The organism is Roseateles sp., from assembly GCF_044373315.1.
In the GTDB taxonomy this organism is placed as follows: Bacteria; Pseudomonadota; Gammaproteobacteria; order Burkholderiales; family Burkholderiaceae_C; genus JACDQM01.
Map to the genome: position 1 here is coordinate 24787 of NZ_JBILQK010000016.1, position 25123 is coordinate 49909.

Below are 25123 nucleotides of genomic sequence, written 5' to 3' on the forward strand. Positions count from 1 at the left end.
GGGGCGCTTTCAGCTGGGGGGGTGAATCTGCAGCGCGTGCCGACTCAGTCCGACTTGGGCTTGAGTGTGTTGTCGACGTCGACGTACTGCCAGAAGTCGCGCAGGAAGATGTTGCGGTCGTAGCCGATCACCCAGGGCTGGGCCAGATCGGTGAACAGGCGGTGCACCGTGATCTTGTAGGGCATGTAGGCCACCATCAGCTTGCCGGCTTCTTCCATCACCGCCTGGCGCTCGGGCCCGTTGGGCAGCAGCTTCTGCTTTTGGTACAGCGCGTTGTAGGCCGGCAGGTCGAAGCGCGATTTGTTGGCCTGGCCCTTGGCACGGCCGTCGCCCAGCGCCAGGAAGGTGTCACCGTCCGGCGCGGTGGCCACCCAGCTGACGCCCCACATCATCAGCTTGCCGGCATTGGCCGCCTTCAGGTTCTCAGGCCACTTGGCGGTCTTGAACTCGATGCGCACCTGCAGCGCGTTCATGTTCTTCTGCCACTGTTCCACCAGCTGGCGGCTCTGGCTGTCGGGCTGGGTGGCGTAGATCAGCTCCAGCGGCTTGCCATCGGGCAGATCACGCCAGCCGTCACCGTCCTTGTCCACATAGCCATACAGGTCCAGCAGGGCCTTGGCCTTGGGCAGGCTGTACTCGCTCATCTCGGACTTGAAGTCCGGCCGGTAGCCGAAGGTGCCGGGAGCGAACGGGCCTTGTGCGGCCATCGCCTGGCCGCGGCGCGGCAGGCGGATTTCCTTGTCGACGTCCACGGCCAGCGAGATGGCGCGGCGCAGCGCCACCTTGTCGGGCGTGTAGCCGCCCACCAGCGGGTCTTCCATATTGAAGTAGGTGAAGGCCACTTCCGGGTAGGGGAAGCGCACCGATCGCATGCCTTTCTTGGCCAGGCCGGGGGCCAGCTTGCCATGCGGGGTGGCGATGCTGACGTACTCGGCCGGCACCTCCTCCATCACGTCGGCTTCGGCATTCAGGAAGCTCAGCCAGCGCGGCTGGTTCTCTTCAATGATGGCGATCTCGACGCGGTCGGTCAGCGGCAGGCGCTTGCCCTGCAGCTTGGCGGCCTGGGCTTTCAGCACCGGATCGGCATTGGCCGGCGGCTGCTCGTTGTAGAGCTCCTCGCGGTAGGCCGGGTTGCGCTCCAGCACGATGCGCGAGCTGCGGCGCCATTCGGTCAGGCGGTAGGGGCCGGTGCCCACCGGATGGTCCATGATCTTGTCGCCGTAGTACTCGACCACTTCGCGCGCCAGTGCGCCCAGGAAGGCCGAATCGGCGAACTGGTTGATGAAGCGCGGATCACCCACACCCAGGCGCACCTGGAAGGTGTAGCGGTCCAGCAGCTTCAGGCCCTCGACTTCGCGGTCGTAGTCGAAGGGCTTCTTGGCGGCCATCAGCTCCTTGCGCAGCTCCGACAGGCCCAGGATCTGCACGTTCTCCAGCAGGTAGAGATTGCGGCTGTTGAGCTTGGGGTCGTAGTGGCGTTTGATCGAATAGATGTAGTCGGCCGCGGTCAGCTCGCGCTTCTTGCCGCCGAAGGCCGGATCGTCGGCGAAGTAGATGCCGGGCTTGATCTTGAAGGTCAGCGTCTTGAAGTCGGCCGAGATCTCGGGCATGGCCGCCGCGGTGGACGGACGCATCTGGTACGGGCGGGCCAGGTAGGCGAACTCCAGCGGCGCTTCGAAGATGCCGGCCGCGATGGTCTTGGAGTAGCGGTCGCTGATCTGCGCGGGGTCGAAGCCGGTTTCGGCAACCCGGAACGAGTAGCGAAGCACCTTGGCGTCGGCTGGGGCTGGCGTGGCCGGCTGGGCATGGGCCGAGAGAGAAGTACCACTAATGAGCAGCGCGGCGGTTGCCGCACGTGCGAAGCCAGCTCGCATCACGATCAGAATCCTTGCTTTTGACAGGGTGCTGCGGGCCTCGTGGGCGCAGCACCATGAATCTTCCGGGGCGCGCCGGGGTCGGCGGCGACTCGTTTGGAGCGCGCAGTCTAGTGTCGCGCCGCGCCCGAATCCATGCACGCCAACCCCTAGTGAAGTCGGCCCCGACGGGTCGCGCATTGTGGCGCAGATCGGACCGAATCTGCCGCCAGCCCCCGTATTTGCCGGGGTTCCAAGCCCAGATCAAGGGCAAACGCGGGTGAATTGTGGTCTTCTGTCCATTAGACTCGCGCCTGCTTTCAATACGGAGACCCCCCTCACCACAAGTGGGCGGGGTCTCGCTTTTGTCTACTCAAGACGCTTGGCATGGAGATCCGACAGCGATGGCGGCATACCTCATAAGGCGCTTGTGGCAAATGATTCCCACCCTGTTGGGCGTCGTGCTGCTGGTGTTCTTCCTCTTCAAATACTTTGGTGGCGATCCGGCCGAAATCCTCGGCGGCCTGAACGCCAGCCCGGAACAGATTGACGCCATCCGCGAGCAACTTGGCCTGAACAAGCCGGTCTGGGAACAGCTCTGGATCTTCCTGAAGCAGATCGTTACCTTCGACTGGGGCAAGAGCTGGGCCACCAATGAATCGGTGGCCAATCTGTTCGCGACCCGCCTGCCGGCGACGCTGACGGTGATGCTGCCCATCCTGGTGCTGGAAGTGATGCTGGCCATCCCCTTCGCCCTGGCCGTGGCCTATGTGCGTGGCAGCCTGACGGACCGCGCGGTGATGGTGGTGACGACGGTGGCGGTGTCGATCTCGCTGCTGGTCTACGTGATCGTGTTCCAGTACTTCTTCGCCTTCCGCCTGGGCTGGTTCCCGGTGCAGGGCTGGACGGACAGTGTCTGGACCAACCTCACGACCTACGCGCCGCTGCCGATCATTGTGGCGGTGGCGGTGGCGCTGGCGCCCTACACGCGTCTGTACCGCACCTTCTTCCTGGACGAGATCGGCCATGACTACGTGCGCACCGCACGTGCCAAGGGCCTGACCGAGCGCACCATCCTGCTCAAGCATGTGCTGCGCAACGCGATGATCCCGATCCTGACCAACGTGGCCGTGGCCTTGCCCGGCGTGTTCGTCGGTTCCTTCCTGCTGGAAGTGTTCTTCTCGATTCCGGGCCTGGGTCGCGAGATCCTGCTGGCCGTGAACCGCAGTGACTACCCGGTCATCCAGGCTTTCGCGATCTACATCGCCTTCCTGACCATGGTGGTCAATCTGCTGACGGACCTGCTGTACAAGCTGGTCGACCCACGGGTGGTGCTGAAATGAGCGCGGTTCTCTCCAACAACACCGCTGCGGCCAAGCCGGCGCAGCGCTCCGAAGGCGTGTGGGCGGCCTCCTGGCGCCGCCTGCGTTCCGACAAGGTGGGCATGGTCTGCATGACCATCGTGGCCTTCTTCCTGGTGCTGGTGACGCTTTCGGGCAGCGGCCTGATCGCCGCCGACTGGCAGAAGGAAGTGGGCGTTCCCAATGCGCCGCCGACCTTCATGGGCCCGGCCCCAGCCGAGGCCATCGGCACGGTCGAGCAGCCCAAGGGACCGAACGTCGACCTGAGCGATATCGACCCGCTGGCGCCCAAGTACCAGGAATGGGAAGAGCGCGCCAAGCAGTTCAAGACCGTGGACACGGTCAAGGCCGAGACCCTGCCGGCCGGCGGCGACCGTCTGGGCCGCGACGTGCTGGCCAAGGTGCTGAAGGGCGCCGAGGTCTCGATCACGGTGGGCGTGCTGGCGGCCATCGTTGCGACGCTGATCGGTACCGTGCTCGGCGCCCTGTCGGGCTTCTTCGGCGGCAAGATCGGTGACTTCCTGGAGTGGCTGTACAACGTCTTCACCGCCATCCCCGGCATCCTGCTGATCTTTGCCTTCGCTGTGATCTTCGGCAAGGGCGTCACCTCGGTGGTGCTGATCCTGGGGCTGGCGGGCTGGCCGGGCATCTACCGCCTGATCCGGGCCGAGTTCATGAAGCACTCGGTGCGTGATTACGTGCGTTCGGCCGAGGCCATTGGCGCCTCGAAGTTCTCGCGCATGTTCAAGCACATCCTGCCCAACGTCTCGCACGTGGCGCTGGTCCAGCTCTCGCTGCATGTGGTGGCCTTCATCAAGAGCGAAGTGATCCTGTCCTACCTGGGTCTGGGTGTGGGCGTGGACCAGGTCTCCTGGGGCACCATGCTGGCCGAGAGCCAGAGCGAGCTGATCCTAGGCTACTGGTGGCAGCTGGCTGCCGTGACCGCCTTCATGGCAGTGTTCGTGACGGCCTTCGCGCTGTTCACCGACGCACTGCGCGATGCGCTGGACCCGAAGCTGCGCGGCCTGGAGTAAAGACATGCTTTTGAGTATTCAAGACCTGAAGGTCGCCTTCCGGATGGGCAAGGTGAACGGCGAGATGCAGCGCGCACTGGCCGTCAAGGGTGTCAGTTTCGACATCCCCGAGAACAGCACGGTCGCCCTGGTGGGCGAGTCGGGCTCGGGCAAGAGCGTCACCGCCATGTCCATCCTGAACTTGCTGCCGGACAACGCCGAGCGCCAGGGCAAGATCCTTTTCCAGGGCCGTGACCTGCTGCAGACCTCGCTGCCGGAGCTGCAAGGCATCCGCGGCCGCGAGATCGCCTGCGTGTTCCAGGATCCGATGACCTCGCTGAACCCGGTGTTCACCGTGGCCGACCAGATCATGGAGCCGCTGATCAAGCACATGGGCATGAGCCGCAAGCAGGCGCTGGTGCGCGCCGAGGAACTGCTCAATGAAGTGGGCATCCCCGAGCCCAAGCGCCGCCTGAAGGCCTATCCGCACGAAATGTCGGGTGGCCAGCAGCAGCGCGTGATGATCGCCATCGCGCTGGCCTGCAAGCCCAAGCTGCTGATCGCCGACGAGCCGACCACGGCGCTGGACGTGACCATCCAGCGCCAGGTGATGGAGCTGATGGCCAAGCTCAAGGAATCGCACAAGATGAGCTTGCTGTTCATCTCGCACGATCTGGGCGTGGTGGGCGAGATCTCCGACCATGTGGTGGTGATGCGCCACGGCGAGATCCGCGAGAAGGCGCCGGTGGCCGACATCTTCAATGCGCCCAAGGATGGCTATACCAAGGCGCTGCTGGCCTGCCGGCCGTCCCTCACCGAGAACCCGGCGCGCCTGATGGTGATCGACGACCACATCGCCGGTCGCGCGGCCAGCAATGGGGCCAAGGCCAAGGATCCGAACGCTCCCGTCATCCTGGAAGCGCGCGGCCTGAAGAAGAGCTTCTTCTTCAAGGAAGGCCTGTTCAGCAAGAAGGAGTTCAAGGCCGTCAAGGACGTGAACTTCAAGCTGCGCAAGGGTTACACGCTGGGCGTGGTGGGCGAGTCCGGCTCGGGCAAGACCACGATGGGCCTGACGCTGCTCCGCCTGCACGAGCCCAGCGGTGGCGAGGTGCTGTTCGAAGGCCAGGACCTCCTGAAGATGAGCGGCAATGACTGGCAGAAGATGCGCCGCCGTATCCAGGTGGTGTTCCAGAACCCCTATGCCTCGCTGAACCCGCGCTTCACCATCGGCCAGACCCTGGTCGAGCCGATGGAGATCCACGGCATCGGCAAGGACACGGCGGATCGCATGGCCCGTGCCAGCGCCCTGCTGGTCAAGGTGGGCCTGGATGATTCGGTGCTGAACAAGTATCCGCACGAGTTCTCCGGCGGCCAGCGCCAGCGCATCGCGATCGCGCGCTGCCTGACGCTCAACCCCGAGGTGCTGGTGCTGGACGAAGCGGTATCGGCGCTGGACGTCTCGGTGCAGGCCCAGGTGCTGAACCTGCTGAAGGACTTGCAGGACGAGTTCGGCCTGTCTTACATCTTCATCAGCCACGATCTGGCGGTGGTGAAGTTCATCTCGGACGAGGTACTGGTGATGCAGAACGGCGATGTGGTCGAGCAGGCAGAGACCCAGAGCCTGCTGGCCGCGCCCAAGCAGGAGTACACGCGCCGCCTGCTCGGCGCGGTGCCGCGCGGCTATCAGGCGCAGGCCTCGGCGGCGGCGGCCTGAGCTTGCCGAGCTCATTCGCGAGGGGCGCCGCAAGGCGCCCTTTTTTTTCGGCTGAGCAGTCGGACGAGCGTCGGTCCAGCTTCGCCCAGACGCATTCGAGGGCTGCCGTTCTGCAGTCTATCGATTGCCGCAGGGCCTCTGACGCGGTGCTTCGTACAGTCCAGCCTTTGTCGAACCGCTCTGACCGGAGACTTGTGATGAACCGATATGCCGCCCTGACCTTCGCGCTGTGCGCCAGCCTGCTGACCGCCGCCTGCGTCTTCGCGCCGCCCAGCTCGGTGCGCATCAACGACTCGGCCGAACTGGCCCGCATGAGCGAGCAGGCGCTGAAGACCTGCGGCGAAGGCCAGGTCAAGGAAGTCAGCACGCGCAGCTTCAGCTGCAAGTGAGCCGGCCACCCGTCCCCCTGCGTTGAGCCCTGCCCGGCCGGGCAGCCCGGCAGTGAAGCCGTGCGCTGGTGCCAAGTACCCGAGCTCGATCGTCTGGCCGGCCCGGCACTGTGGCGCCGTGAAGACGGCACGACCCAAGCTGGCGCACCAGCGCCGACCTGCCGTGCATTGTTGCCGCGCGCCCCCCCTTAAGTTGGTGCATTCTGTGCCGAAGTCTGTGATATCGCAGCGCAAGGCTGAGCCGGCTGGCTGCGTCACGAGGCTGAATCTCAACGCAAGGAGACGTACATGAAGACTTGGATGAAATGGCTGGCTGCAGGTGTCGCCAGTGTCGGCCTGATGGGCTCCGCCCTGGCGCAGGAGCGCGGCACGAAGGAAGAGGCGATCGCCATGACCAAGGCGGCCTTCGAGCACATCAAGAAGGTGGGCGCCGAGAAGGCCTACAAAGACTTCACCAGCGACAAGGCCGCCTGGGTCAAGAAGGATCTGTATGTGATGGTCTATGACAGCAAGGCCGTGGCGCTGGCGCATGGCGCCAACGAGAAGCTGGTGGGCAAGGACATGAGCGCCGTCAAGGATGCCAACGGCAACCCGGTCGTGCTGGGTCTGATTAGTGTCGCTGCCAAGGGCGGCGGCTGGTACGACTACGACTGGCCGGACCCCGTCACCAAGAAAATCGCTCCCAAGACGACTTACGCCATCAAGCAGCCCAATGGCGATGGCTTCATTGGCGTGGGCATCTACCGCTGATGCCGGCCTGACGATCGCAACTCCGCAGCAGAGGCGCCCCGGCGCCTCTGCTGCTTGGTCAGGCATGGTGACGCTTGTTGTCGCCCGAGCCTAGAAGAACTTCTGCAGGAGACCGCAGTGAATCAGCTCCTTCGCAACGCTTCCATCCGCATCAAGGTCGCGCTCGCGCCGGCATTCGCCGTTCTGTGCATCCTGGTCGTCGCGGCCATGGGGTGGTCTTCGACGCGGATGCTGACGGATGAGCTGCATCAAGTGGGCGGTGTTGGCGTCCAGCGCATCGTCGCGGCTGAGTCCATGATCACCGATGTCTCGCGGATCCATCAGCAGCTCTACCAGTCCTTGACCTGGGAGGCGATCGGCTACCGCGCGGAGGCGATCACCGCGCTGGACCAGTCCTTGCTGAAGCAGCTCGAAGCCCTGGCGAAGACGCTGCAAGCGGCATCGGATGATGCAGAGATCAGTGAGGAGCAGCGCAAGGTGCTGGCGCAGGTCGCCAAGGACTACCTGCTCTATGCCAAGACAGCCAAGGACACGCTGGACATCAAGTCGGCTGGCGTTGCGACGGCTGCGAGCTATGTTGTGACGGTGGACAAGCAGTACGAAGCCATCCAGACCCAGCTGAGCGCATTCGTCAAGCGTGAGGTCGAATTGAGCGAGCAGGCGGTGGCCAAGGCCGAGAGCATTGGCAAGCAGGCCTCCAATGTCTCTCTGCTGGTGTCGGCGATTGCCTTGATCGCCTGTATCGGTTTTGCCTTCCTGGTGGCGCGTGCCATTGCCGCACCGCTTCGTGAGGCAGTCGTGCAGGCGCAGGCTCTGGCCGATGGCGACCTGACTCGGCGCGACGCTGTGGCCGGGCGCGACGAGACGGGCCAGGTGCTCGCGGCGCTGCAGAACGTGGCGTCCAACCTGAACCAGATCGTCGGTGGCGTGCGCTCGACGGCCGATGAGATCAACACCGCAGCCAGCGAGATCGCTTCCGGCAACGCCGATCTGTCCTCGCGCACCGAGAACACCGCGTCCGCGCTGGAGCAGACGGCCGCCTCGGTCGAGGAACTGTCGGCGACGATCCGCGGCACGGCCGAGAACGCCCGCGCCGCCGACGCGCTGGCCCGCCAGGCCGCTGCCGTGGCGGTGCAGGGCGGCACGGCAGTGTCCGAAGTGGTGGCCGCGATGAATGCCATCAATACCCAAGGCCGCAAGATTGCCGAGATCATCGGCACCATCGACAGCATCGCCTTCCAGACCAACATCCTGGCGCTGAACGCGGCGGTCGAAGCCGCCCGTGCTGGCGAGCAGGGCCGCGGCTTTGCCGTGGTGGCCAGTGAGGTCCGCACGCTGGCGCAGCGCAGTGGCGATGCAGCCAAGGAGATTCGCAGCCTGATTGGCGCATCGGTCGAGCAGGTCGATGCCGGCACCGGCAAGGTTGAAGTGGCGGGTCAGACCATGGCGCGCGTCGTCGACTCGATCCAGAAGGTGTCGCAGATGGTGGGTGACATCACCCGTGCAGCGGCCGAGCAGGCCGACGGCATCGCGCAGGTCAACAGTGCCGTGGCCGAGATGGACAAATCGACGCAGCAGAACGCTGCGATGGTGGAAGAGGCCACGGCGGCGACCGAGTCGCTGCGGACGCAGGCTTCACATCTGGTCGGCAGTCTGTCGCGCTTCAAGACCTGAGGCGCCCTGCTGGCGAGGCGCGATTCTGCGCGCGTGGCAAAGCCGCACTCGCCGCCAATTTCTCCACACCGGGCCGGTCCGCATGCGAGTGCGTACCGGCTTTCCTGCTCAAGCGCGCTCGTCTCCGGTCGATACAGTGAGGAATGAGCAAGACTGTCCACAGTCAGGTCCGCACGTTGCCGCCCCTGGTCGGGCTGTGGCGTGGCTTTGCCTGTCGAATCGGGCTGAGCCTTGCAGCGCTTCTGGTGCTGATGTCTCTCGGTGCGTGCCAACCCGCCAGCGCACCGCTGCCGCCCGCCGCGTCCAAGGCCGAGACCCTGTGGACGGACTTCGAGCGCATCGAGCGCGCGGCGCGCGCGCGGCCGGCAGAACAGGCGCGTGAGTTGCAGCAGCTCTACAGCCGGACGCTGCCCGGCAGTGCCGAGCGCCTGGAGGCCTTGAGTCTACGCGGCGCGATGGCGGCACGCCTGCGTGACCGGGCGATGCTGGATCCCATCCTGTCTGAGTTGCGCAACTGGCCGGTGCTCGATGGACGGCCGGAAGCTGAGGTGGTGGCGACCTTGACGCTGGCGCGCTTCCAGCAGGATCAGGGCCAGCTGCGCGACGCGAAGAAGACGCTGTTGAGCCTGACGGATGAATCAATCGCGCAATTGACTGATCGTCAACGCTATCGGGCCGCGGGCTTGCGCTCGGTCGTGCTGGCGGATGGTGGCGAATTCGATGCGGCCTTGCTGTCCGGTCAGGAGGCCATGCGCTTGGCGGACCAACTCGGCCAGAGCTGGCGGCAGGCGCTGGCGCTGTCCGACATGGCCTGGGTCTATCTGCGCGCCGAGCAGGGCGAGCGCGCCCGGGAGCTTGCCAACAGGGCGCTGGAGCGAGCGCGGCAGGACCCGGACCCCGAGACCTTGAATGCGGCACTGACCATTCTTGGCAATGTCTATGCCGACCATGCGGATACCAGAATCACCGAGAAAGCCTATGCCGAAGCGCTGGAGCAGGCGCGAGCCGCTGGTGGCCAGGGCATGCTGGCGCTGGGCCTGGGCAATTTTGCCGACTACTACCTGAGGCGCGGCGATTTTGCGCAGGCGCTGAAGCTGGCCGAGCAGGCGCTGCCGCTGGCGCAGCGCCAACAGCTGCTCAGCGCGGAAGTGCTGGCTTTGCACAATATGGGCATCGCCAAGATCGGCCTCAAGCGCTTGGCCGAAGGCACGCGCGATGTGCGCATGGCCATCAAGCTTGATCTGGACCAGGGGGCGATTGCCTATGCCGCCGAAGGCTGGGCCGAACTCGGCAAGTATCTGGAGAGCGCCGGTGACTGGGCGGGGGCGATCGATGCGCATCACAACTATCGGCGCCTGATCGATCAGGTGCTGCGCGACGAAACGCGCAAGTCGGTGCTGGAGGCGCAGGAGAGTTTCGAGGCCGAGCGGCGCGCCAAGGACATTGAGCTGCTGGCGCGCGACAACAGCCTGAAGGCCGAGCAGATCCGCGCCCAGGATCTGCAGCTGCGCCTGTGGGCCGCAGTGGCGGGCTGTGTGGTGGTTTCTGCCGTGCTGCTTGGCCTGGCCTACCAGCGCATTCGCCGCACCAACGAAGCGCTCAAGCACAGCAACGAGCATCTGAAACTTCAAAGCGAGAGCGATCCTCTGACCGGTCTTTCCAACCGAAGGCACTTCCAGAAGGCCGTTCAGCGCCTGACGCCCGCAGGCGGCCTGACGGCGACCGTCTATCTGATGGACATCGATTTGTTCAAGCGCATCAACGACATGCATGGTCATGCCGCGGGTGACAGCGTGCTGGTCGAGGTGGCGCGGCGTTTGCGCGCCGCTCTGCGCGAGGATGATCTGGTGGTGCGCTGGGGCGGGGAGGAGTTTCTGATCGTCGTTCCCGAGCGCGATGCCGAAGCGGCGCGGCTGCTGGCCCAGCGTTTGCTGGACATCGTGGGCCAGGAGCCGGTGCTGCATGGTGACAAGAAGGTCGCGGTCAGCGCGTCCATCGGCTTCGCCAGCTTCCCGCTGGGCCCGCACGGTCTGGCCTTGACGTGGGAGCGTGCGATCGATCTTGTGGATACCGCGATGTATGTCGCCAAGGCGCATGGGCGCAACCGTGCCTACGGTGTGCAGGGGGTCGGATCCAGCAACGAGGCTGAGCTGCTGCAGTTGATGCCCAGGCTTGAGGCTGCCTGGCAAGAAGGGCGTGCCGAAGTGGTGACCTTGCATGGCCCCAAGCCGCTGCAGGAGGCTGCATGAGACGCGGCGCGCTGATCCTTTGCCTGATTGCCGCCTTGCAGGTGCCCGCGCTGCAGGCTCAGACCCTGCCGGACACTCAGGCGCAGGCGGAAGCCCGCTTGTCGATGCTGCTCCTGCGGGCCTTCGACCAGCCGGAGGACGTGCTCAAGACCTTGCACGCCGAAGCGCCGGGCGGCGCAGCCGAGGTCAGCCAGCTGCATGCCCAGGCGATCGTGTTGACGGAGGCCGGGCGGCTGGAATCTGCGCTTGCGCTGGCAAGCAAGCTGGACGGCTTGCCGGAAGGGCGACCGCGTGCGGCGGTAGTGCGTGCCGTGGTGGCCGATCGGCGTGGCAATTTTGCCCAGGCCGTCGAGTCGGCGAAACAGGCCTGGAGCCTGGTGGCGAGCCGCTGCGAGCAACCGACAGCTTCACAGCTGGCAGGGCAGCCCGGGCGGCTGATTGGCTGTGACGTGGCTGCGGCCTGGAGCGCCTTGCGGCTGTTGCAGCGAGAACGTGAGTCGGCGGGCGCGCTGGCTGAAGCCGCAAGGTTGGCTCAGCAAGGCTTCAATCTGGCATCTTCGGTGCAGGACGTGGCGCGTGCCGTCATCAGCGCGGGCGCGCTGGCTGTGCTGAATCAGCAACTTGATCAAGCCGGCCAGGCCCGACGCTGGCTGACCGAAGGGCGCGCTCTGGCCGAAGGCGAGCCGCTGCTGCTGTCACGCATGTTGGTCTTCGAGGCGGGCGTGGCGAATGTGCGTGGCGACAGCGTGACGCAGCGCAGAGGCCTTGAAGATGCATTGCAGCTAGCCCAGTCTGCCGGCGCCAAGCGTGTGGCAGCCCAAGTACAAACCAACCTCACCGACCTGCACATGCATGCCGGTCGCGCCAGTGAAGCCTTGGCCATGGCACGCCTGGCTTTGCCGGTGGTGCTGGAGTTCAAGGACCTGCGTCTGGAGCGTACGCTGCGCCACAACACGGCCGTGGCCTTGATCATGCTGGGGCAGCTCGAGGCCGCGCGGCGCGAACTGGCACGCTCTCAGGCGCTGGGCGAGACGCAGCAGGAGCCGGCTAGGCGTGCCGCGGAACTGCGCGAGGTCGGCGAGGCCTGGGCCGCTGCCGGCCAGCCCCGCGAGGCCATTGCGATCTTCCATCAGGAGCGCGCTCTCACGGCCAAGACCCATGCGCTCAACCGCGATGCGCAGCTGCAGGCGCTTCGCATCAAGTTCGACAGCGAGCGCGAGCAGCGCAATCTGGACCTGCTGACGCGTGAAACCCATCTGAAGGACCAGCAGCTGCTCAATCACGATCTGGCGCGCAAGGCGGGCCTGGCTTTGGGGCTGTTGCTCCTCTTGTCGGTCGTGCTGGTCGGTGTGATGCTCAAGCGCGTGCGCGCTGCCAATCGCCAGCTCAAGGCCAACCAGCGGCTGTTGCGCGCGCAGAGCGAGCGCGATCCGCTGACGGATCTGGCCAATCGCCGGCACTTCCAGGCGGTGATGGCCGAGCAGGCGCCGGAGCGGCTGGATGGCGCGTTGATGATGATTGATATCGACCACTTCAAGCATGTCAACGACCGTTACGGCCATGGCGCCGGCGATGCGGTGATCTGCGAAGTGGGACGGCGTGTCAAGCATGCCGTGCGTGCCGAGGATCTGGTGGTGCGCTGGGGTGGCGAGGAGTTCCTGGTGTTCGCACCGCATGTCAGCAGCGAGCAGCTGCAGCTGCTGGCCGAACGGGTGTTGAACAGCGTCGGCGGCTCGGCCGTGCGCACCGAGTCCGGCGAGCTGCGCGTCACGGTTTCGATCGGCTTCGCGGGTTTCCCTTTGCCGGCCAATCGCTTGCCGCTGCATTGGGAGCAGGCGGTGGAATGCGCCGATATGGCGCTCTACATTGCCAAGTCCCAGGGCCGCAATCGCGCGGTCGGTATTGAAGCCGTGGAAGCGCCCGATCCGCAGGCGCTCAAGGCGATTCAGGGGGACCTGGAGTCTGCGTGCAGCAAGGGACAGGTGCGCTTGAAGCACATCAACGGGCCGACCTGAAACTGCCGTGCCTGGGCGCGTGCGCAGCGCGCCCACCGCTGGGGTGAGCCCGCATCCAGCCCGACATCGGCCTGCCGCATACTGGTGCGACAACAAGCACTTGATCCGGAGACAACGATGAGGCATCACCTGACCCGTCGCCGCGCGCTGACATCCTGCCTGACCCTGGCGTGCCTGAGCGTTCTACCGATGGCTGCGGCCCAAGCACAGAACAGCTGGCCCAGCCGACCGGTGCGCATCGTCGTGCCGTTTGCAGCCGGTGGTACGACGGACCTGCTCGCTCGGGCCCTGGCGCCTGAGTTGTCCAAGGCCTTCGGCCAGACCTTTGTGGTGGACAACAAGCCCGGCGCCGGTGGCAATCCGGGCACCGCCGAAGTCGCCAAGTCGACCGACGGGCACACCATCCTGATGGGCACGGTGGGCACGCACGGCATCAACCAGTCGCTCTATCCCAAGCTGCCTTACGACCCGGTGAAGGACTTTGCGCCGATCACGCTGGTGGCCGCGGTGCCCAATGTGCTGGTGCTCAACCCGGCCAAGGCGCAGCACTACGGTATCAACTCGGTGGCTGACCTGATCAAGGCGGCGAAGGCGAATCCGGGCAAGCTGAACATGGCGTCCAGCGGCAACGGGACCTCCATCCACCTGGCCGGGGAGTTGTTCAAGAGCATGACCGGGACCTTCATGCTGCATCTGCCCTACCGTGGCTCGGGCCCTGCCCTGATCGACCTGATGGGCGGCGATACCGATCTGATGTTCGACAACCTGCCCTCAGCCCTGCCGCACATCAGGTCAGGCAAGCTCAAGGCCATCGCCGTGACGAGTGCCAGGCGCAGCGAGGCAGTGCCTGAGCTGCCCACGATCGAGGAGGTCGGCGGCCCGGCGCTGAAGGGCTATGAGGCCAGCTCCTGGTTCGGCCTGCTGGCGCCGGCCAGCATGCCGGCCGAGCAGGTGGCGCGTTTGCAGCGGGAGACTGCCAAGGCCCTGGCCACCCCGGCCATCAAGGAACGCCTGGCCTCGCAGGGCGCGATCGCCAGCGGCATGAGCAGTGCCGAGTTCGCCGCACTGATTGCCAGCGAGACCAAGAAGTGGGCGCAGGTCGTCAAGGTCTCCGGCGCCAAGGTCGATTGAAGACGCGCACGCGGCTCAGAGAAGGGCTGCGTGGCTGGCTGAGTGCGCCTCAGACCTCGGCCTTCCAGTCGCCCGACTTGCCGCCTTGCTTCTCCAGCACGCGGATCTGCTCCATCACCATGCCCCGATCGGCCGCCTTGCACATGTCGTAGATGGTCAGCAGGCCGATCTGCACCGCGGTCAGCGCCTCCATCTCCACGCCAGTGCGGCCCAGCGTCTCGACCTGGGCCGTGCAGATGACGGCGTTCGCTGCGGCATCGATCTCGAATTCGACCGCGACCCGCGTGATCGGCAGCGGATGGCACAGCGGAATCAGCTCCGAGCAGCGCTTGGCGCCTTGGATGGCCGCGATGCGGGCCACGCCCAGCACATCGCCTTTTTTGGCGTTGCCAGCCTGGATCAGCGCCAGCGTGGCCGACAGCATGCGGATGCGACCGCTGGCCCGCGCCACGCGATGTGTTTCGGCCTTGGCCCCCACGTCGACCATATGGGCCTGACCCTGAGCATCAAAATGGGTGAGCGGATTGCTGGCTGAACTCATGGTTTGTTTGCTGCGGAAACAATCGGGAAACCTGCTGTCTGCCATCATAGTGAGGCTGTGCACCGGAGACCGCTGTTGAGCTCGAGAACCTTGAAACCATCCCAACGTTTGCTGTGCGCTCTGCTGGCCGCCAGTTTTCTGGCGCAGCCGGCCTTGGCGCAGGTCAACTTGCCTTCCTTGGGTGATGCCGTGTCAGCTGACGTCGGCATTGGTGCCGAGCGCCGCCTTGGCGATCAGGTGATGCGGCAGATCCGCCTGGACCCCGACTACCTGGACGACCCGCTGCTGCTGGAGTACGTGCTGGGCATCTGGGACCCGCTGGTGGCTGCAGCCAAGCAGCTGGGCCATATCGGCGACGACACGGTGGAACGCTTCGCCTGGGAGACCTTTCTCGTGCGCGATCGCAGTGTCAATGCCTTCGCGCTGCCTGGCGGCTTCGTCGGCGTGCATCTGGGCCTGATTGCGATGACGGGCGCCCGTGACGAGCTGGCCTCGGTGATGGCACACGAGCTGTCGCACATCACGCAGCGCCACATTGCCCGGCGCATCGTCGGCGATTCGCGCACCGGCGTGCTGGCAATGGCCGGCTTGGTGCTGGGCTTGATTGCGGCGTCCCGGACCAATAGCGTGGATATGGCGAATGCGGCCATCGTCGGCAGCCAAGCGGCGGCACAGCAGGCCTCGCTCAACTTCTCGCGCGACATGGAGCGCGAGGCGGACCGTGTGGGTTTTAATGTGTTGACGCAGGCGGGATTCGCCGGTTCGGGCATGCTGGGCATGTTCGAGCGCATGGAGCAGGCCTATCACCTGATGGATTCAGGCAGCTACCCCTATCTGCGCTCGCACCCCCTGACGACCGAGCGTATCGGGGATGCGCGCGCGCGCCTCGGGGCCGCGGCCTGGCAGCGGCCGGTCAGCCGCACCGAGCACCTGTTGATGGGCGCGCGCGCCCGGGTGCTGATGGATGCCCGGGCCGAGAGTCTGGGCAAGCTGCAGGAGCTGGACGCTGGGGCCCGCAGCGTGCAAGCCGGTGCGGATGGCATGGAACAGCTGGCGGCGCGCTACACCAGTGCACTGGCCTCGATCAAGCTGCGCCAGTGGCCACGTGCGGAGAATGCGCTGCGCCAGGCCGAGATGATCCTCAAGCTGATCGGTCCGGACGAACGCTCATCCCGCATGTTGCTGCTTTTGCGTGCAGAGCTGGCGCAGGCCAGCGGCCAGGCTGCTGGCGGCTGGGCGGCCCTGGCGCCCTTGCAGACGGATCAATCGCGCGTGCTGCTGATGCAGCGTGGTCAGCTGGCGATGGTGGACGGCGCCATCGAGCCGGCGAGGCAGGCCGCCGAAGCCCTACAGACCCACGTCAGCCTCAATCCCCAGGACGCTGGTGCCTGGAGTCTGCTGGCCCAGCTGTGGGAGCGCCTCGGCCATCCCTTGCGGGCCGTGCGGGCCCTGGGAGAGGCGCGGGCCGCCGCTGGGGATCTCAACGGCGCGATCGACCGCATGCGCTCGGGCCTGAGCCAGTCGCGCGGGCGCGAGGCGGATCAAGTGGAGGCGGCCGTCATCGATGCAAGGCTGCGCGCCCTGATCTATGAGCGTCGTCAGTTACTGGCCGAGATGTATCCGCGCGGCGCCCCTGTGGGCGCCGAGTTGCCCAATCTGCAGGGCCGGCCCTTGTCGCCACGGCTGGGCAGCTGACCCGACGCGCGGCTTGAGCTATTCGGGCGTCGGGAACAGGCGCTCGATCAGCACGTCGATGACCATGCCGCAGAGGCTGTAGATCAGCGAGCCGATCAAGGCGGCGCCGAAGCCGGTGACCGCGAAACCTTCCAGTACCGAGGCCGCGGCCCAGAACAGCAGGGCGTTGATGACAAACAGGAACAGGCCCAGGCTCAGCACCGTGACGGGCAGCGTCAGCAACACCAGGATCGGCCTCAACAAGGTGTTGAACAGCCCCAGCACCAGGGCGGCGATCAGGGCCGAGCCATAGCTGGTCACCACCACGCCCGGGTAAAGCCAGGCCACGAGCAAGAGGGCGCCCGCCAGCAGCAGCCATCGCGTCAAGGTTTTCATGCGTCAAGCATACAGGCGCCGCGTGAACGGAGTCACGCCGTGGATGCTGTACGTGACTCCCCCAGGTTTTGCAGAAGTCGGGCTTGCTGGCACAATCGCGGGTTCCGAAGGGGGAGTAGCTACGCGGCCGCGGCCGTGGCGAAGGTCCGTCAATACGGCGAGTGCTGCGACAGTACGCGCCCGGGCCTCGCAGCTGCCGGTCATGCGCCGGCTCCGCCCCGCAAGACCTTTCGGTTCGCTATCGGCTGTGCCGGTCTTTTTTCTGTTCTTGCGGGGTTTGCCTATGACCACGATCGCGCCACTTTGGCTGTGGATCTTCTTTGTCGCCAGCGTGCTGGTGGCCTTGTTCGTCGATTTCGTCGTGCTGCGCAAGCAAGGCGCGCATGAGGTTGGCGTCAAGGAAGCGATCAACTGGTCGCTCGTCTGGGTTGGCCTGAGCCTGGCTTTCAATGTCCTGTTCTGGTGGGCCATCAAGGACAGCACCGGCGATTCACAACTCGCGACCACCAAATCGCTCGAGTTCCTGACCGGCTACCTGATCGAGAAATCGCTGGCAGTCGACAACATCTTCGTCTTCCTGATGATCTTCACCTACTTCTCGGTGCCGCCGGCCTACCAGAAGCGGGTGCTGATGTACGGCATCATCGGCGCCATCGTGCTGCGCACGGTGATGATCCTGGTCGGCAGCTGGCTGATCGCGCAGTTCCACTGGATCCTCTACGTGTTCGGCGCCTTCCTGCTGATCACTGGCATCAAGATGTGGTGGGCGGCCGGGCAGGAGCCTGATCTGGAAAGCAATCCCGCGCTGAAGCTGCTGCGCCGCATCATGCCGGTCAGCCAGAACTTCGATGGCGAGCGCTTCTTCACTGTGGAGAACGGCAAGAAGCTGGCCACGCCGCTGCTGCTGGTCATCGCGCTGGTGGGCATCACCGATGTGATTTTTGCGGTGGACTCCATCCCTGCGATCTTCGCCATCACCAATGACCCCTTCATCGTGCTGACGTCCAACATCTTCGCGATCCTGGGTCTGCGCGCCATGTACTTCCTGCTGGCAGCGATGGCATCGAAGTTCCACCTGCTGAGCTACGGGCTGGCAGTGGTGCTCGCCTTCATCGGCACGAAGATGATTTTGATCGACATCTACAAGATCCCGGTGTTGGTGTCGCTGGGTGTGGTGGTGGTTGTTTTGGCCTTCACCATGATCCTGAGCGTGCGCACCGCACCCAAGATCCGCGGCCAATAAGTTCTGCTGCGCGGCGCATGGCGCCGCCACGCTGGGCCGATCAAGCCCCCGCCGACCGACTGGTCTGCGGGGGCTTTTCACTTTGTGCGCGACTTTGCCCCTGAATAGGCCTACAGGCTCCGTTTGTTAAATAAGAATAGTTCGCATTAGTGTTACTATTCGCTCACGCAAACACGGCAGGCCTCGCTTCGAGCGGGGCCTGCCGGATGGCCCCACTTCAGCACAAGTCACGTGAGTACCGCACCACTCGTCCCGCCCAACACTGCCGTGCTGCCCTTACGAAGCGGCACCGCCCCGCGGCCGCCCGCGCGAGCCGCCGATGAGCTTGGACGCAGCGGCCGGCATCTGCTGATCGGTGGCGTCTTGCTGGCGCATCTGGCGGGCGGCTGGGCCTTGATGCAGGTGCAGTCGGTGAGGGAAGCGGTGGTCGAGGTCGCGCCCCTGATGGTGAGCCTGATCGCGCCGGCACCCCTGCCGAAGCCACCCGCCCCTGCGCCTGCCCCGGCGCGCCAGCCGGTCAAGGCACCTGCGCCTGCGCCCTTGATCGCGGCCGCGCCCACGGCGACCCCGGCTCCTCCGACCTTTGTGGCCCCTCCCGTCGAAGCGGTTGCGGCGCCAGTGGCCGTGTCGGCCGAGCCGGTGGCGCCCGCCCCGGTGCCGGCGGTGTCGGCCCCACCGGCGCCGAAGCAATTGCCGTCTAGTGCGGTGCGCTATCTCGTCGAGCCCCAGCTGACGGTGCCCCTGCTGTCGCGCCGTCTGGGCGAGCAGGGCCTGGTGCAGGTGCGCGTGCTGGTCGATGTGCGCGGCCGCCTGAAGGAGGTCAGCCTAAAGAAATCGTCGGGCTTCGCCCGACTTGACCAGCAGGCCTTGCAGGACATCCGCAGCGCGCGCTTTGCGCCGCATCTTGAGAACGGCCAGCCCATCGAGTGGGAGGCCACGGCCCTGCTGTCCTACGAGCTGGACCGCTGAACACTTTGTCATTACCGAGCGAGAACATGGACGTCACCGCCACCCCCACCCTGGGATTCAGCCACTTCATCATGCAGACCGACGCGGTCGGCAAGTTCCTGTTTGCCACCCTGGTACTGATGTCGGTGGCCTCCTGGGCGCTGATCGCGGCCAAGGGCCTGAGCCAGTGGCTGCGATCTAAGCGCAGCGCCAGCTTCCTTGAGTTCTTCTGGAACGCCCGCTCCCTTGATGCGGTGACGGCCGAGCTGAACACGCACGGCGCACGCGATCCCTTCTCGCACCTCAGCGCCCACGCGCTGCATGCCCAGGCCCATCACGCCCGCCATGGTGCCTCGCGTCTGGCCGAAGCCGGCTCGGCCAATGACTTCATCACGCGCACGATCAAGAAGGTGCTGGATGAGGAGACGACCCGTCTGGAGTCCGGCCTGACCACGCTAGCCACGGTCGGCGCCACCGCGCCTTTCGTCGGCCTGTTCGGCACGGTCTGGGGTGTCTATCACGCACTGCTGGCGATCGGCGTCAGTGGCGCCGGCACGCTGGACAAGGTGGCGGGTCCAGTCGGCGAAGCGCTGATCATGACCGGCGTCGGCCTGGCTGTGGCCATCCCGGCGGTGATCGCCTACAACGCCTTCACCCGTAGCAACCGTGTGCTGAGCGCACAGCTCGATGCCTTTGCCTACGAGTTGCACAGCTTCCTGACCCTGGGCGAAGCGCCGGGCGCCGGCGGCCAGCAGGCAGGCAATGTGCGGCCGCTCAAGCCCGCGGCGGCCTGAGGACCAGAGCCATGGCTTTCGCTTCCTTCGACAACAAGCGCGCAAGCGCGCCGGTGGCTGAAATCAATATGGTGCCGCTGATCGACGTGATGCTGGTGCTGCTGGTGATCTTCATCGTTACCGCGCCCCTGCTGACCCATGCGGTAAAGCTGGACCTGCCCAAGGTGAGCTCGACCGCTCAGGCGGTGGTGCCCCAGAAAATCGAGTTCGCCATCGACGCCCAGGGCCAGCGCTTCTGGAATGGCGAGGCGATCAGCCGTGCCGACGCCATCAGCCGCTTCGCCCTTGAGGGTGCCAAACCGGATCAGCCCGAGGTGCATCTGCGCGCCGACCAGGACGTGGCCTATCGCGTGGTCGCCGAGACCCTGGCCGATGCGTCCAAGGCGGGGCTCAGCAAGGTCGGCTTCGTGAGCCAGCCCGAGTCACGCTGAGGCTGCCGGCCCCCGCGTGAGCTGACGCAACCCCATCAAGTGGGACGCCATCAATGGGCGGCTCACCGGGCAGAGCCATGCCCAGAATTTCTAACGAGGAGAAGATATGTCTTCAAAAAAGACGCACAAGAAGAGCCCGGCATCGGGCAAGCGCAACACGGCCCTGCTGCCGCTGGGCGCACTGGCGGCCGGGTTCGGCTTGGCATCCGCCGCGTTGGCCCAGGGCGTGCCGGAGCAGCCGGCCGAGCCTGCCAAGGCTGAAGCCACGCTGCCGGTGGTGCGCGGCAAGGCAAGCGCCGAAAAACCCGGCAAGGCGGACTACCAGGCCACCGAGACCCGCATCGGCAAGGGGCGCCAGGAGCTGCGTGACATTCCCCAGTCCATCACCGTCGTCACCGAGAAACTGATCGACGACCGCAACCTCGACACCATGAAGGAGCTGCTGAAGAACACCGCCGGCATCACCTTCATGGCGGCTGAGGGCGGCGAGGAGGACATCCGTCTGCGCGGTTTCCCGCTGCAGGCCACGGGCGACGTCTTCATCGACGGCATGCGTGACCCGGCGTTCTATGAGCGCGATACCTTCTTCTACGACCGCCTGGAACTGCTGCGCGGCTCGGCCTCGATGCTGTTCGGCCGTGGTTCCACAGGCGGTGCGGTGAACCAGGTCATGAAGACCCCGCGCCTGCTCAATGAGAACCAGATCGACCTGACGCTGTCCAGCCACGGCGGCGTGCGTGCGGTGGGCGACTTCAATGCCAAGACGGGCGAGTCCTCGGCGCTGCGCGTGGGCACGATGTACAGCTATGCCGACAACAACGGCGCCGGCAGCAAGATCGACAAGGCCGGCCTGGCTGGCACTTACCGCTGGGGCATCGGTGAGCGCGACGAATTCAGCGCGACGATCTATGCGCTGGAGAACGACAACGGCATGAACTACGGCATGCCCTGGATCCGCCCGACGACCACGTCTGCCGTCAGCGAAACAAGGCTGCTGCCGCTGGACCCGACGGCCTACTACGGCCTAGCCAGCGACTACAACAAGGGATCGGCGAACTACGGCATGCTGACCCACACGCACCGCTTTGGCCAGAACGCCGAGCTGATCACCAAGGTGCGCAAGGCGGACTACACGCGTGACCAGCGCTCCGGCACGGTGCGCTTCGCGGCAGCTGCCGCGCAGCCCGACCGGACAGCCGTTTCGCTTGCCACCTTCGGTCCCAGAACCGTGATCAACCGGGGCACGCATCTGAAGATCCAGGACATGCAGACGCTGACCGCGCAGAGCGATTTCGCCTCCAAGTTCAAGGCCATCGGCCTTGAGCACAGCCTGCAGGCCGGTGTCGACTTTGCCGACGAGAAGAAGCAGGTCTACAGCCAGCTCAGCGCCGCGCAGGGCGGCGTCGTGCCGGCCAAGCCGACCACCACGGTGGGCACGCCCAACGATGGCGCGTCCGTCGACGAGAGCCTGCGCCGCCTGCGCCTGGCCAACGAGTACCGCTCCAAGGGCTGGGGCGCCTATGCGCAGGATCTGGTGACGATCGCGCCGCAGTGGAAGCTGCTGGCCGGTTTGCGCTACGACAGCCTGGACGGCGACTACAGCACCTACGCGATTCCCAACGCCGCCGCGACACCGGTGACGACCACCAGCTACCGCATGAAGATCTCGGAGTGGAGCCAACGCGCGGCAGTGCTGTTCCAGCCCAATGCCCTGATGTCCTTCCATCTGGGCGCAGCGACGTCGTTCAACACCTCGGGCGATGCCTACTCGCTGGGTGCCGACAATGCCAGCACGCCGCCCGAGAAGTCCATCAATGTGGAGTTGGGCGCCAAGCTCGATTCGGCGGACGGCAAGATGACCAGCCGTTTTGCGGTCTTCCGCAGCACCAAGCTGCACGAGCGCAACACCGATCCGCTGGTCAACCTGGTGACGCTGTCGGGCAAGCGCCATGCCGCCGGCTTTGAAGCCGACTTCACCGGCCGACTGGCCCAGGGCTGGGAAGTCTTTGCCTCCTTCATGTGGATGCCGGTGGCCAAGATCGACGTCGGCGTGGCCGGCTCGGAAGGCCAGGGCACGCGGCCCTCGCTGACGCCGCGCTACTCCGGCACCTTGTGGACCACCTACCAGCTGACGCCGCAATGGCGCCTGGGCGCGGGTCTGAACGGCCGCAGCGGCCAGCAGCCCAACCGCAACCCAGGCTTCTTTGCGCCCAAGTTCGTGACGGGCGATCTGATGGCCGAGTACACAGCGATCCAGGACAAGCTGAGCTTCAAGCTCAACGTCAGCAATGTGAGCAACAAGCTGTATGCCGAGTCGCTGTATGCCGGCGGCCACTACATCCCTGGCACCGGCCGCATCGTCGCGCTGACGAGCAGCTACAAGTTCTAAGGCCAGCAACGGGTTGATCTGCTACCTTCTTTCGAGAAGGCCTCTACGGCCCGGGGCTCGTCCCCGGGCCATTTTTCATGTGCACCCGGCAGGGCGCACCTACTCGATTCCGAGCACTGCTCGCCAAGGAGTCCATGATGTTGCTGAAGATCGCGCAAGTGCTGAGTGCCGAAGCGCTGGCGCGAGCGCGCGCACTGCTGGCGCAAGCGTCTTGGGAAGATGGACGCAAGACGGCCGGCGCGCAGGCTGCCGAGGTCAAGAACAACGAGCAGTTGCCGCGCGACAGTCGTGAGGCCCTGGCGCTGCAGGCACTGGTGCTGCAGGCGCTGGAGCAGCATCCGCTGTTCTTCTCGGCCGCATTGCCTAAGCGGGTGCTGCCGCCAATGTTCAACCGCTATGGCGATGCCGCCAACACCTACGGCGCGCACGTCGACCAGGCCGTGCGCTACTTGCCCGGCGGCACGCAGCGTGTGCGCACCGACATCTCCTGCACGCTGTTCCTGGCCGAGCCGCATGAATACGACGGCGGCGAGCTGCTGATCCACGACACCTTCGGCGAACAACGCATCAAGCTGGCAGCCGGCGATATGGTGCTCTATCCCGGTACCAGCGTGCATGCCGTGACGCAGGTGACGCGCGGCCAGCGCCTGGCCAGCTTCTTCTGGGTCGAGAGCATGGTGCGCAGCGATGAGCAGCGTCGTCTGCTGTACGAGCTGGACATGAGCTTGCTGCGCCTGCGCGCCGAGCATGGCGAGTCGCCCGCTACCGTGCAGCTGACGGGCACGTATCACAACCTGCTGCGCATGTGGGCCGACACATGAGCGGCGGCGCCTTGCAGCAGATTCCGCCCGATGTGGCGAATCTGGCCGACTTCGAGCCACATGCGCGCGAACGCATGAGCACCGAGGCCTTCGCCTATCTCAATGGTGGCGCGGCCGACGAGCTGACGCTGCGCGTCAACCGTGCGGCGTGGGACGCCATCCGGCTGTGGCCGCGCGTCCTGCGCGATCTGTCCGGCGGCCACACCCGCATCGAGCTGCTGGGGCGGCGCTGGCCGGTTCCGGTGGCGCTGGCGCCCATCGCCTATCAGCAGCTGGCCCATCCGGAGGGCGAACTGGCCAGCGCGCTGGCCGCTGCGGCGCAGGGTGTGGGCCTGGTGCTGAGCGCGCAGTCCAGCGTCGCGATGGACGTCGTGGCCCGGGCCATGGCGAGCGAAGCTGAGCGCGGGCCGCTGTGGTTCCAGCTCTACTGGCGCGACGACCCGGGCTTCATGCGCGAACTGCTGGGCCGTGTGGAGGCGGCGGGCTACGAGGCGCTGGTGCTGACCGTCGATGCCCCCGTGCACGGCGCGCGCGATCGCGAGCGCCGCGCCGGCTTCAAGCTGCCGCCGCAGATCCGTGCCGTCAACCTCGGCGGGCTCAAACGACCGGTGGAACTTCAGCTCGGCCAGAGCCTGCTGTTCGACGGCCTGATGCCGCGCGCGGCGACCTGGGCGCAGGTCGACTGGTTGCGCGAGCACAGCCGCCTGCCGCTGCTGCTCAAGGGCGTCGCGCACCCGGACGATGCGCGCGAAGCGCAGCGCCGCGATGTGGCCGGGCTCGTGGTCTCCAACCACGGCGGCCGCACGCTGGACACGCTGCCACCAACGGCAGCGCTGCTGCCGCGCCTGCGCGAAGCGGTGGGGCCTGAGCTGCCGCTGCTGGTCGATGGCGGTATCCGGCGCGGCACCGACGTGCTCAAGGCGCTGGCCTTGGGTGCCGATGCAGTGCTGCTGGGCCGGCCTTATGTGCATGCGCTGGCGACCGCCGGCGCGCATGGCGTGGCCTATGCGCTGCGCCTTTTGCGCGATGAATTCGAGATCGCTATGGCGCTCAGTGGCTGCCGCAGTTGCGACGAGATCGGGCCGCATCTGCTGTGGCAATCGCAGGAGTGATGCACAGCCGCGACATTCAGGGGTGTTGATCGGGCAAATCTCGCGCTCCTGACGCAAATCTCCTCTATGAGAGCCTTCTCAATGAGAGAGGCGCGCAGTACCATTGCTCGCGCAGGGCGCCAGAGAGTATCGAAGGCTCAGACCTTCACCCGGACCCCGGCACATCAACACAACCTTTGATGGAGAGAATCGAAATGGCAACTGCGAAGAAGGCTGCTCCCGCCAAGAAGGCGGCCCCGGCCAAGAAGGCCGCTCCGGCCAAGAAGGCGGCGGCTCCTGCGGCCAAGAAGGCAGCTCCGGCAAAGAAGGCCGCTGCACCGGCCAAGAAGGCTGCACCGGCCAAGAAGGCTGCGGCTCCTGCAAAGAAGCGCACTCCCAATGCGGCCTTCATGAAGGCGCTGACCCCCAGCGCTGCATTGGCCGCCATCGTTGGCTCGGCACCGCTGCCGCGCACCGATGTGACCAAGAAGGTGTGGGAGTACATCAAGAAGCACAAGCTGCAGGACGAAGTGCAGAAGCGCATCATCGTTGCCGATGCCAAGCTGAAGGAAATCTTCGGCAAGGCCAAGGCCGATATGTTCGAGATGACCAAGCTGATCAACAGCCACCTGAAGTGATGCTGGCT

21 protein-coding genes are annotated in these 25123 nt (G+C 65.7%); 18 read left to right on the forward strand and 3 right to left on the reverse strand.

All coding sequences use genetic code 11. From position 1 onward, the window contains the following. Window positions 1–44 precede the first annotated feature (44 nt). A complete protein-coding gene (locus ACIQ67_RS06160) occupies window positions 45–1874 on the reverse strand; it encodes an ABC transporter substrate-binding protein (protein WP_397533479.1) in 1830 nt (609 codons plus the stop codon). 383 nt (window positions 1875–2257) lie between these two features. Here ACIQ67_RS06160 and ACIQ67_RS06165 point away from each other — a divergent pair, with 383 nt between their 5' ends. The 9 genes from ACIQ67_RS06165 to ACIQ67_RS06205 all read left to right on the forward strand — a co-directional run bounded on the left by ACIQ67_RS06165 (window position 2258) and on the right by ACIQ67_RS06205 (window position 14149). Beyond that, window positions 2258–3196, forward strand: coding sequence for an ABC transporter permease (locus tag ACIQ67_RS06165; protein WP_397533480.1), 939 nt, complete (start codon window positions 2258–2260; stop codon window positions 3194–3196). Further along, entirely contained in the window at window positions 3193–4248 is a 1056-nt protein-coding gene (locus tag ACIQ67_RS06170; protein ID WP_397533481.1) for an ABC transporter permease, read from the forward strand. Before ACIQ67_RS06165 ends, ACIQ67_RS06170 begins: the two co-directional genes overlap by 4 nt. Before the next feature lie 4 nt (window positions 4249–4252). Beyond that, window positions 4253–5941, forward strand: coding sequence for an ABC transporter ATP-binding protein (locus ACIQ67_RS06175; protein ID WP_397533482.1), 1689 nt, complete (start codon window positions 4253–4255; stop codon window positions 5939–5941). Between the two features lie 197 nt (window positions 5942–6138). Continuing rightward, on the forward strand, window positions 6139–6330 hold the full coding sequence (locus ACIQ67_RS06180) for a hypothetical protein (protein ID WP_397533483.1): 192 nt from the start codon (window positions 6139–6141) through the stop codon (window positions 6328–6330). A 288-nt stretch (window positions 6331–6618) separates the two neighbouring features. Beyond that, window positions 6619–7080, forward strand: a complete 462-nt coding sequence (locus ACIQ67_RS06185; RefSeq protein WP_397533484.1) for a cache domain-containing protein — start codon at window positions 6619–6621, stop codon at window positions 7078–7080. Between the two features lie 117 nt (window positions 7081–7197). Then, on the forward strand, window positions 7198–8754 hold the full coding sequence (locus tag ACIQ67_RS06190; RefSeq protein WP_397533485.1) for a methyl-accepting chemotaxis protein: 1557 nt from the start codon (window positions 7198–7200) through the stop codon (window positions 8752–8754). Window positions 8755–8897: 143 nt separating this feature from the next. Further along, window positions 8898–11003, forward strand: a complete 2106-nt coding sequence (locus ACIQ67_RS06195) for a diguanylate cyclase (RefSeq protein WP_397533486.1) — start codon at window positions 8898–8900, stop codon at window positions 11001–11003. Beyond that, entirely contained in the window at window positions 11000–13018 is a 2019-nt protein-coding gene (locus ACIQ67_RS06200; RefSeq protein ID WP_397533487.1) for a diguanylate cyclase, read from the forward strand. The genes ACIQ67_RS06195 and ACIQ67_RS06200 overlap by 4 nt, the downstream gene beginning before the upstream one ends. A gap of 117 nt (window positions 13019–13135) precedes the next feature. Further along, the gene (locus ACIQ67_RS06205) at window positions 13136–14149 is read left to right on the forward strand and encodes a Bug family tripartite tricarboxylate transporter substrate binding protein (RefSeq protein ID WP_397533488.1); all 1014 of its coding nucleotides are present in this window, start codon (window positions 13136–13138) and stop codon (window positions 14147–14149) included. Window positions 14150–14198: 49 nt separating this feature from the next. Here the strand turns inward: ACIQ67_RS06205 and moaC are convergent, their stop codons facing one another. After that, window positions 14199–14690 carry a cyclic pyranopterin monophosphate synthase MoaC gene (moaC, locus tag ACIQ67_RS06210; protein WP_397533489.1) on the reverse strand — a complete coding sequence of 164 codons (492 nt, stop codon included), beginning with the start codon at window positions 14688–14690 and terminating at the stop codon, window positions 14199–14201. A gap of 90 nt (window positions 14691–14780) precedes the next feature. Between moaC and ACIQ67_RS06215 the strand changes: the two genes are divergently transcribed. Next, window positions 14781–16385, forward strand: a complete 1605-nt coding sequence (locus tag ACIQ67_RS06215; protein WP_397533490.1) for a M48 family metalloprotease — start codon at window positions 14781–14783, stop codon at window positions 16383–16385. A gap of 18 nt (window positions 16386–16403) precedes the next feature. On the opposite strand, the gene ACIQ67_RS06220 is transcribed toward ACIQ67_RS06215, so the two are convergent. Next, complete coding sequence (locus ACIQ67_RS06220) at window positions 16404–16760, reverse strand: phage holin family protein (protein WP_397533491.1); 357 nt, start codon at window positions 16758–16760, stop codon at window positions 16404–16406. A gap of 283 nt (window positions 16761–17043) precedes the next feature. Between ACIQ67_RS06220 and ACIQ67_RS06225 the strand changes: the two genes are divergently transcribed. The 8 genes from ACIQ67_RS06225 (at window position 17044) to ACIQ67_RS06260 (ending at window position 25115) form a co-directional block, all read left to right on the forward strand. Further along, complete coding sequence (locus tag ACIQ67_RS06225) at window positions 17044–18003, forward strand: TerC family protein (protein WP_397533492.1); 960 nt, start codon at window positions 17044–17046, stop codon at window positions 18001–18003. Between the two features lie 231 nt (window positions 18004–18234). After that, window positions 18235–18972, forward strand: a complete 738-nt coding sequence (locus tag ACIQ67_RS06230) for an energy transducer TonB (protein WP_397533493.1) — start codon at window positions 18235–18237, stop codon at window positions 18970–18972. 26 nt (window positions 18973–18998) lie between these two features. Continuing rightward, window positions 18999–19745, forward strand: a complete 747-nt coding sequence (locus tag ACIQ67_RS06235) for a MotA/TolQ/ExbB proton channel family protein (protein WP_397533494.1) — start codon at window positions 18999–19001, stop codon at window positions 19743–19745. A gap of 11 nt (window positions 19746–19756) precedes the next feature. Further along, a complete protein-coding gene (locus tag ACIQ67_RS06240) occupies window positions 19757–20176 on the forward strand; it encodes an ExbD/TolR family protein (RefSeq protein WP_397533495.1) in 420 nt (139 codons plus the stop codon). A 106-nt stretch (window positions 20177–20282) separates the two neighbouring features. Further along, window positions 20283–22565, forward strand: coding sequence for a TonB-dependent receptor (locus tag ACIQ67_RS06245; protein WP_397533496.1), 2283 nt, complete (start codon window positions 20283–20285; stop codon window positions 22563–22565). Between the two features lie 137 nt (window positions 22566–22702). Then, window positions 22703–23386: a Fe2+-dependent dioxygenase gene (locus tag ACIQ67_RS06250; protein WP_397533497.1), complete on the forward strand. Its 684-nt coding sequence runs from the start codon at window positions 22703–22705 to the stop codon at window positions 23384–23386. After that, complete coding sequence (locus ACIQ67_RS06255) at window positions 23383–24498, forward strand: alpha-hydroxy-acid oxidizing protein (protein WP_397533498.1); 1116 nt, start codon at window positions 23383–23385, stop codon at window positions 24496–24498. Before ACIQ67_RS06250 ends, ACIQ67_RS06255 begins: the two co-directional genes overlap by 4 nt. A gap of 194 nt (window positions 24499–24692) precedes the next feature. Further along, on the forward strand, window positions 24693–25115 hold the full coding sequence (locus ACIQ67_RS06260; RefSeq protein ID WP_397533499.1) for an SWIB/MDM2 domain-containing protein: 423 nt from the start codon (window positions 24693–24695) through the stop codon (window positions 25113–25115). Window positions 25116–25123: the final 8 nt, after the last annotated feature.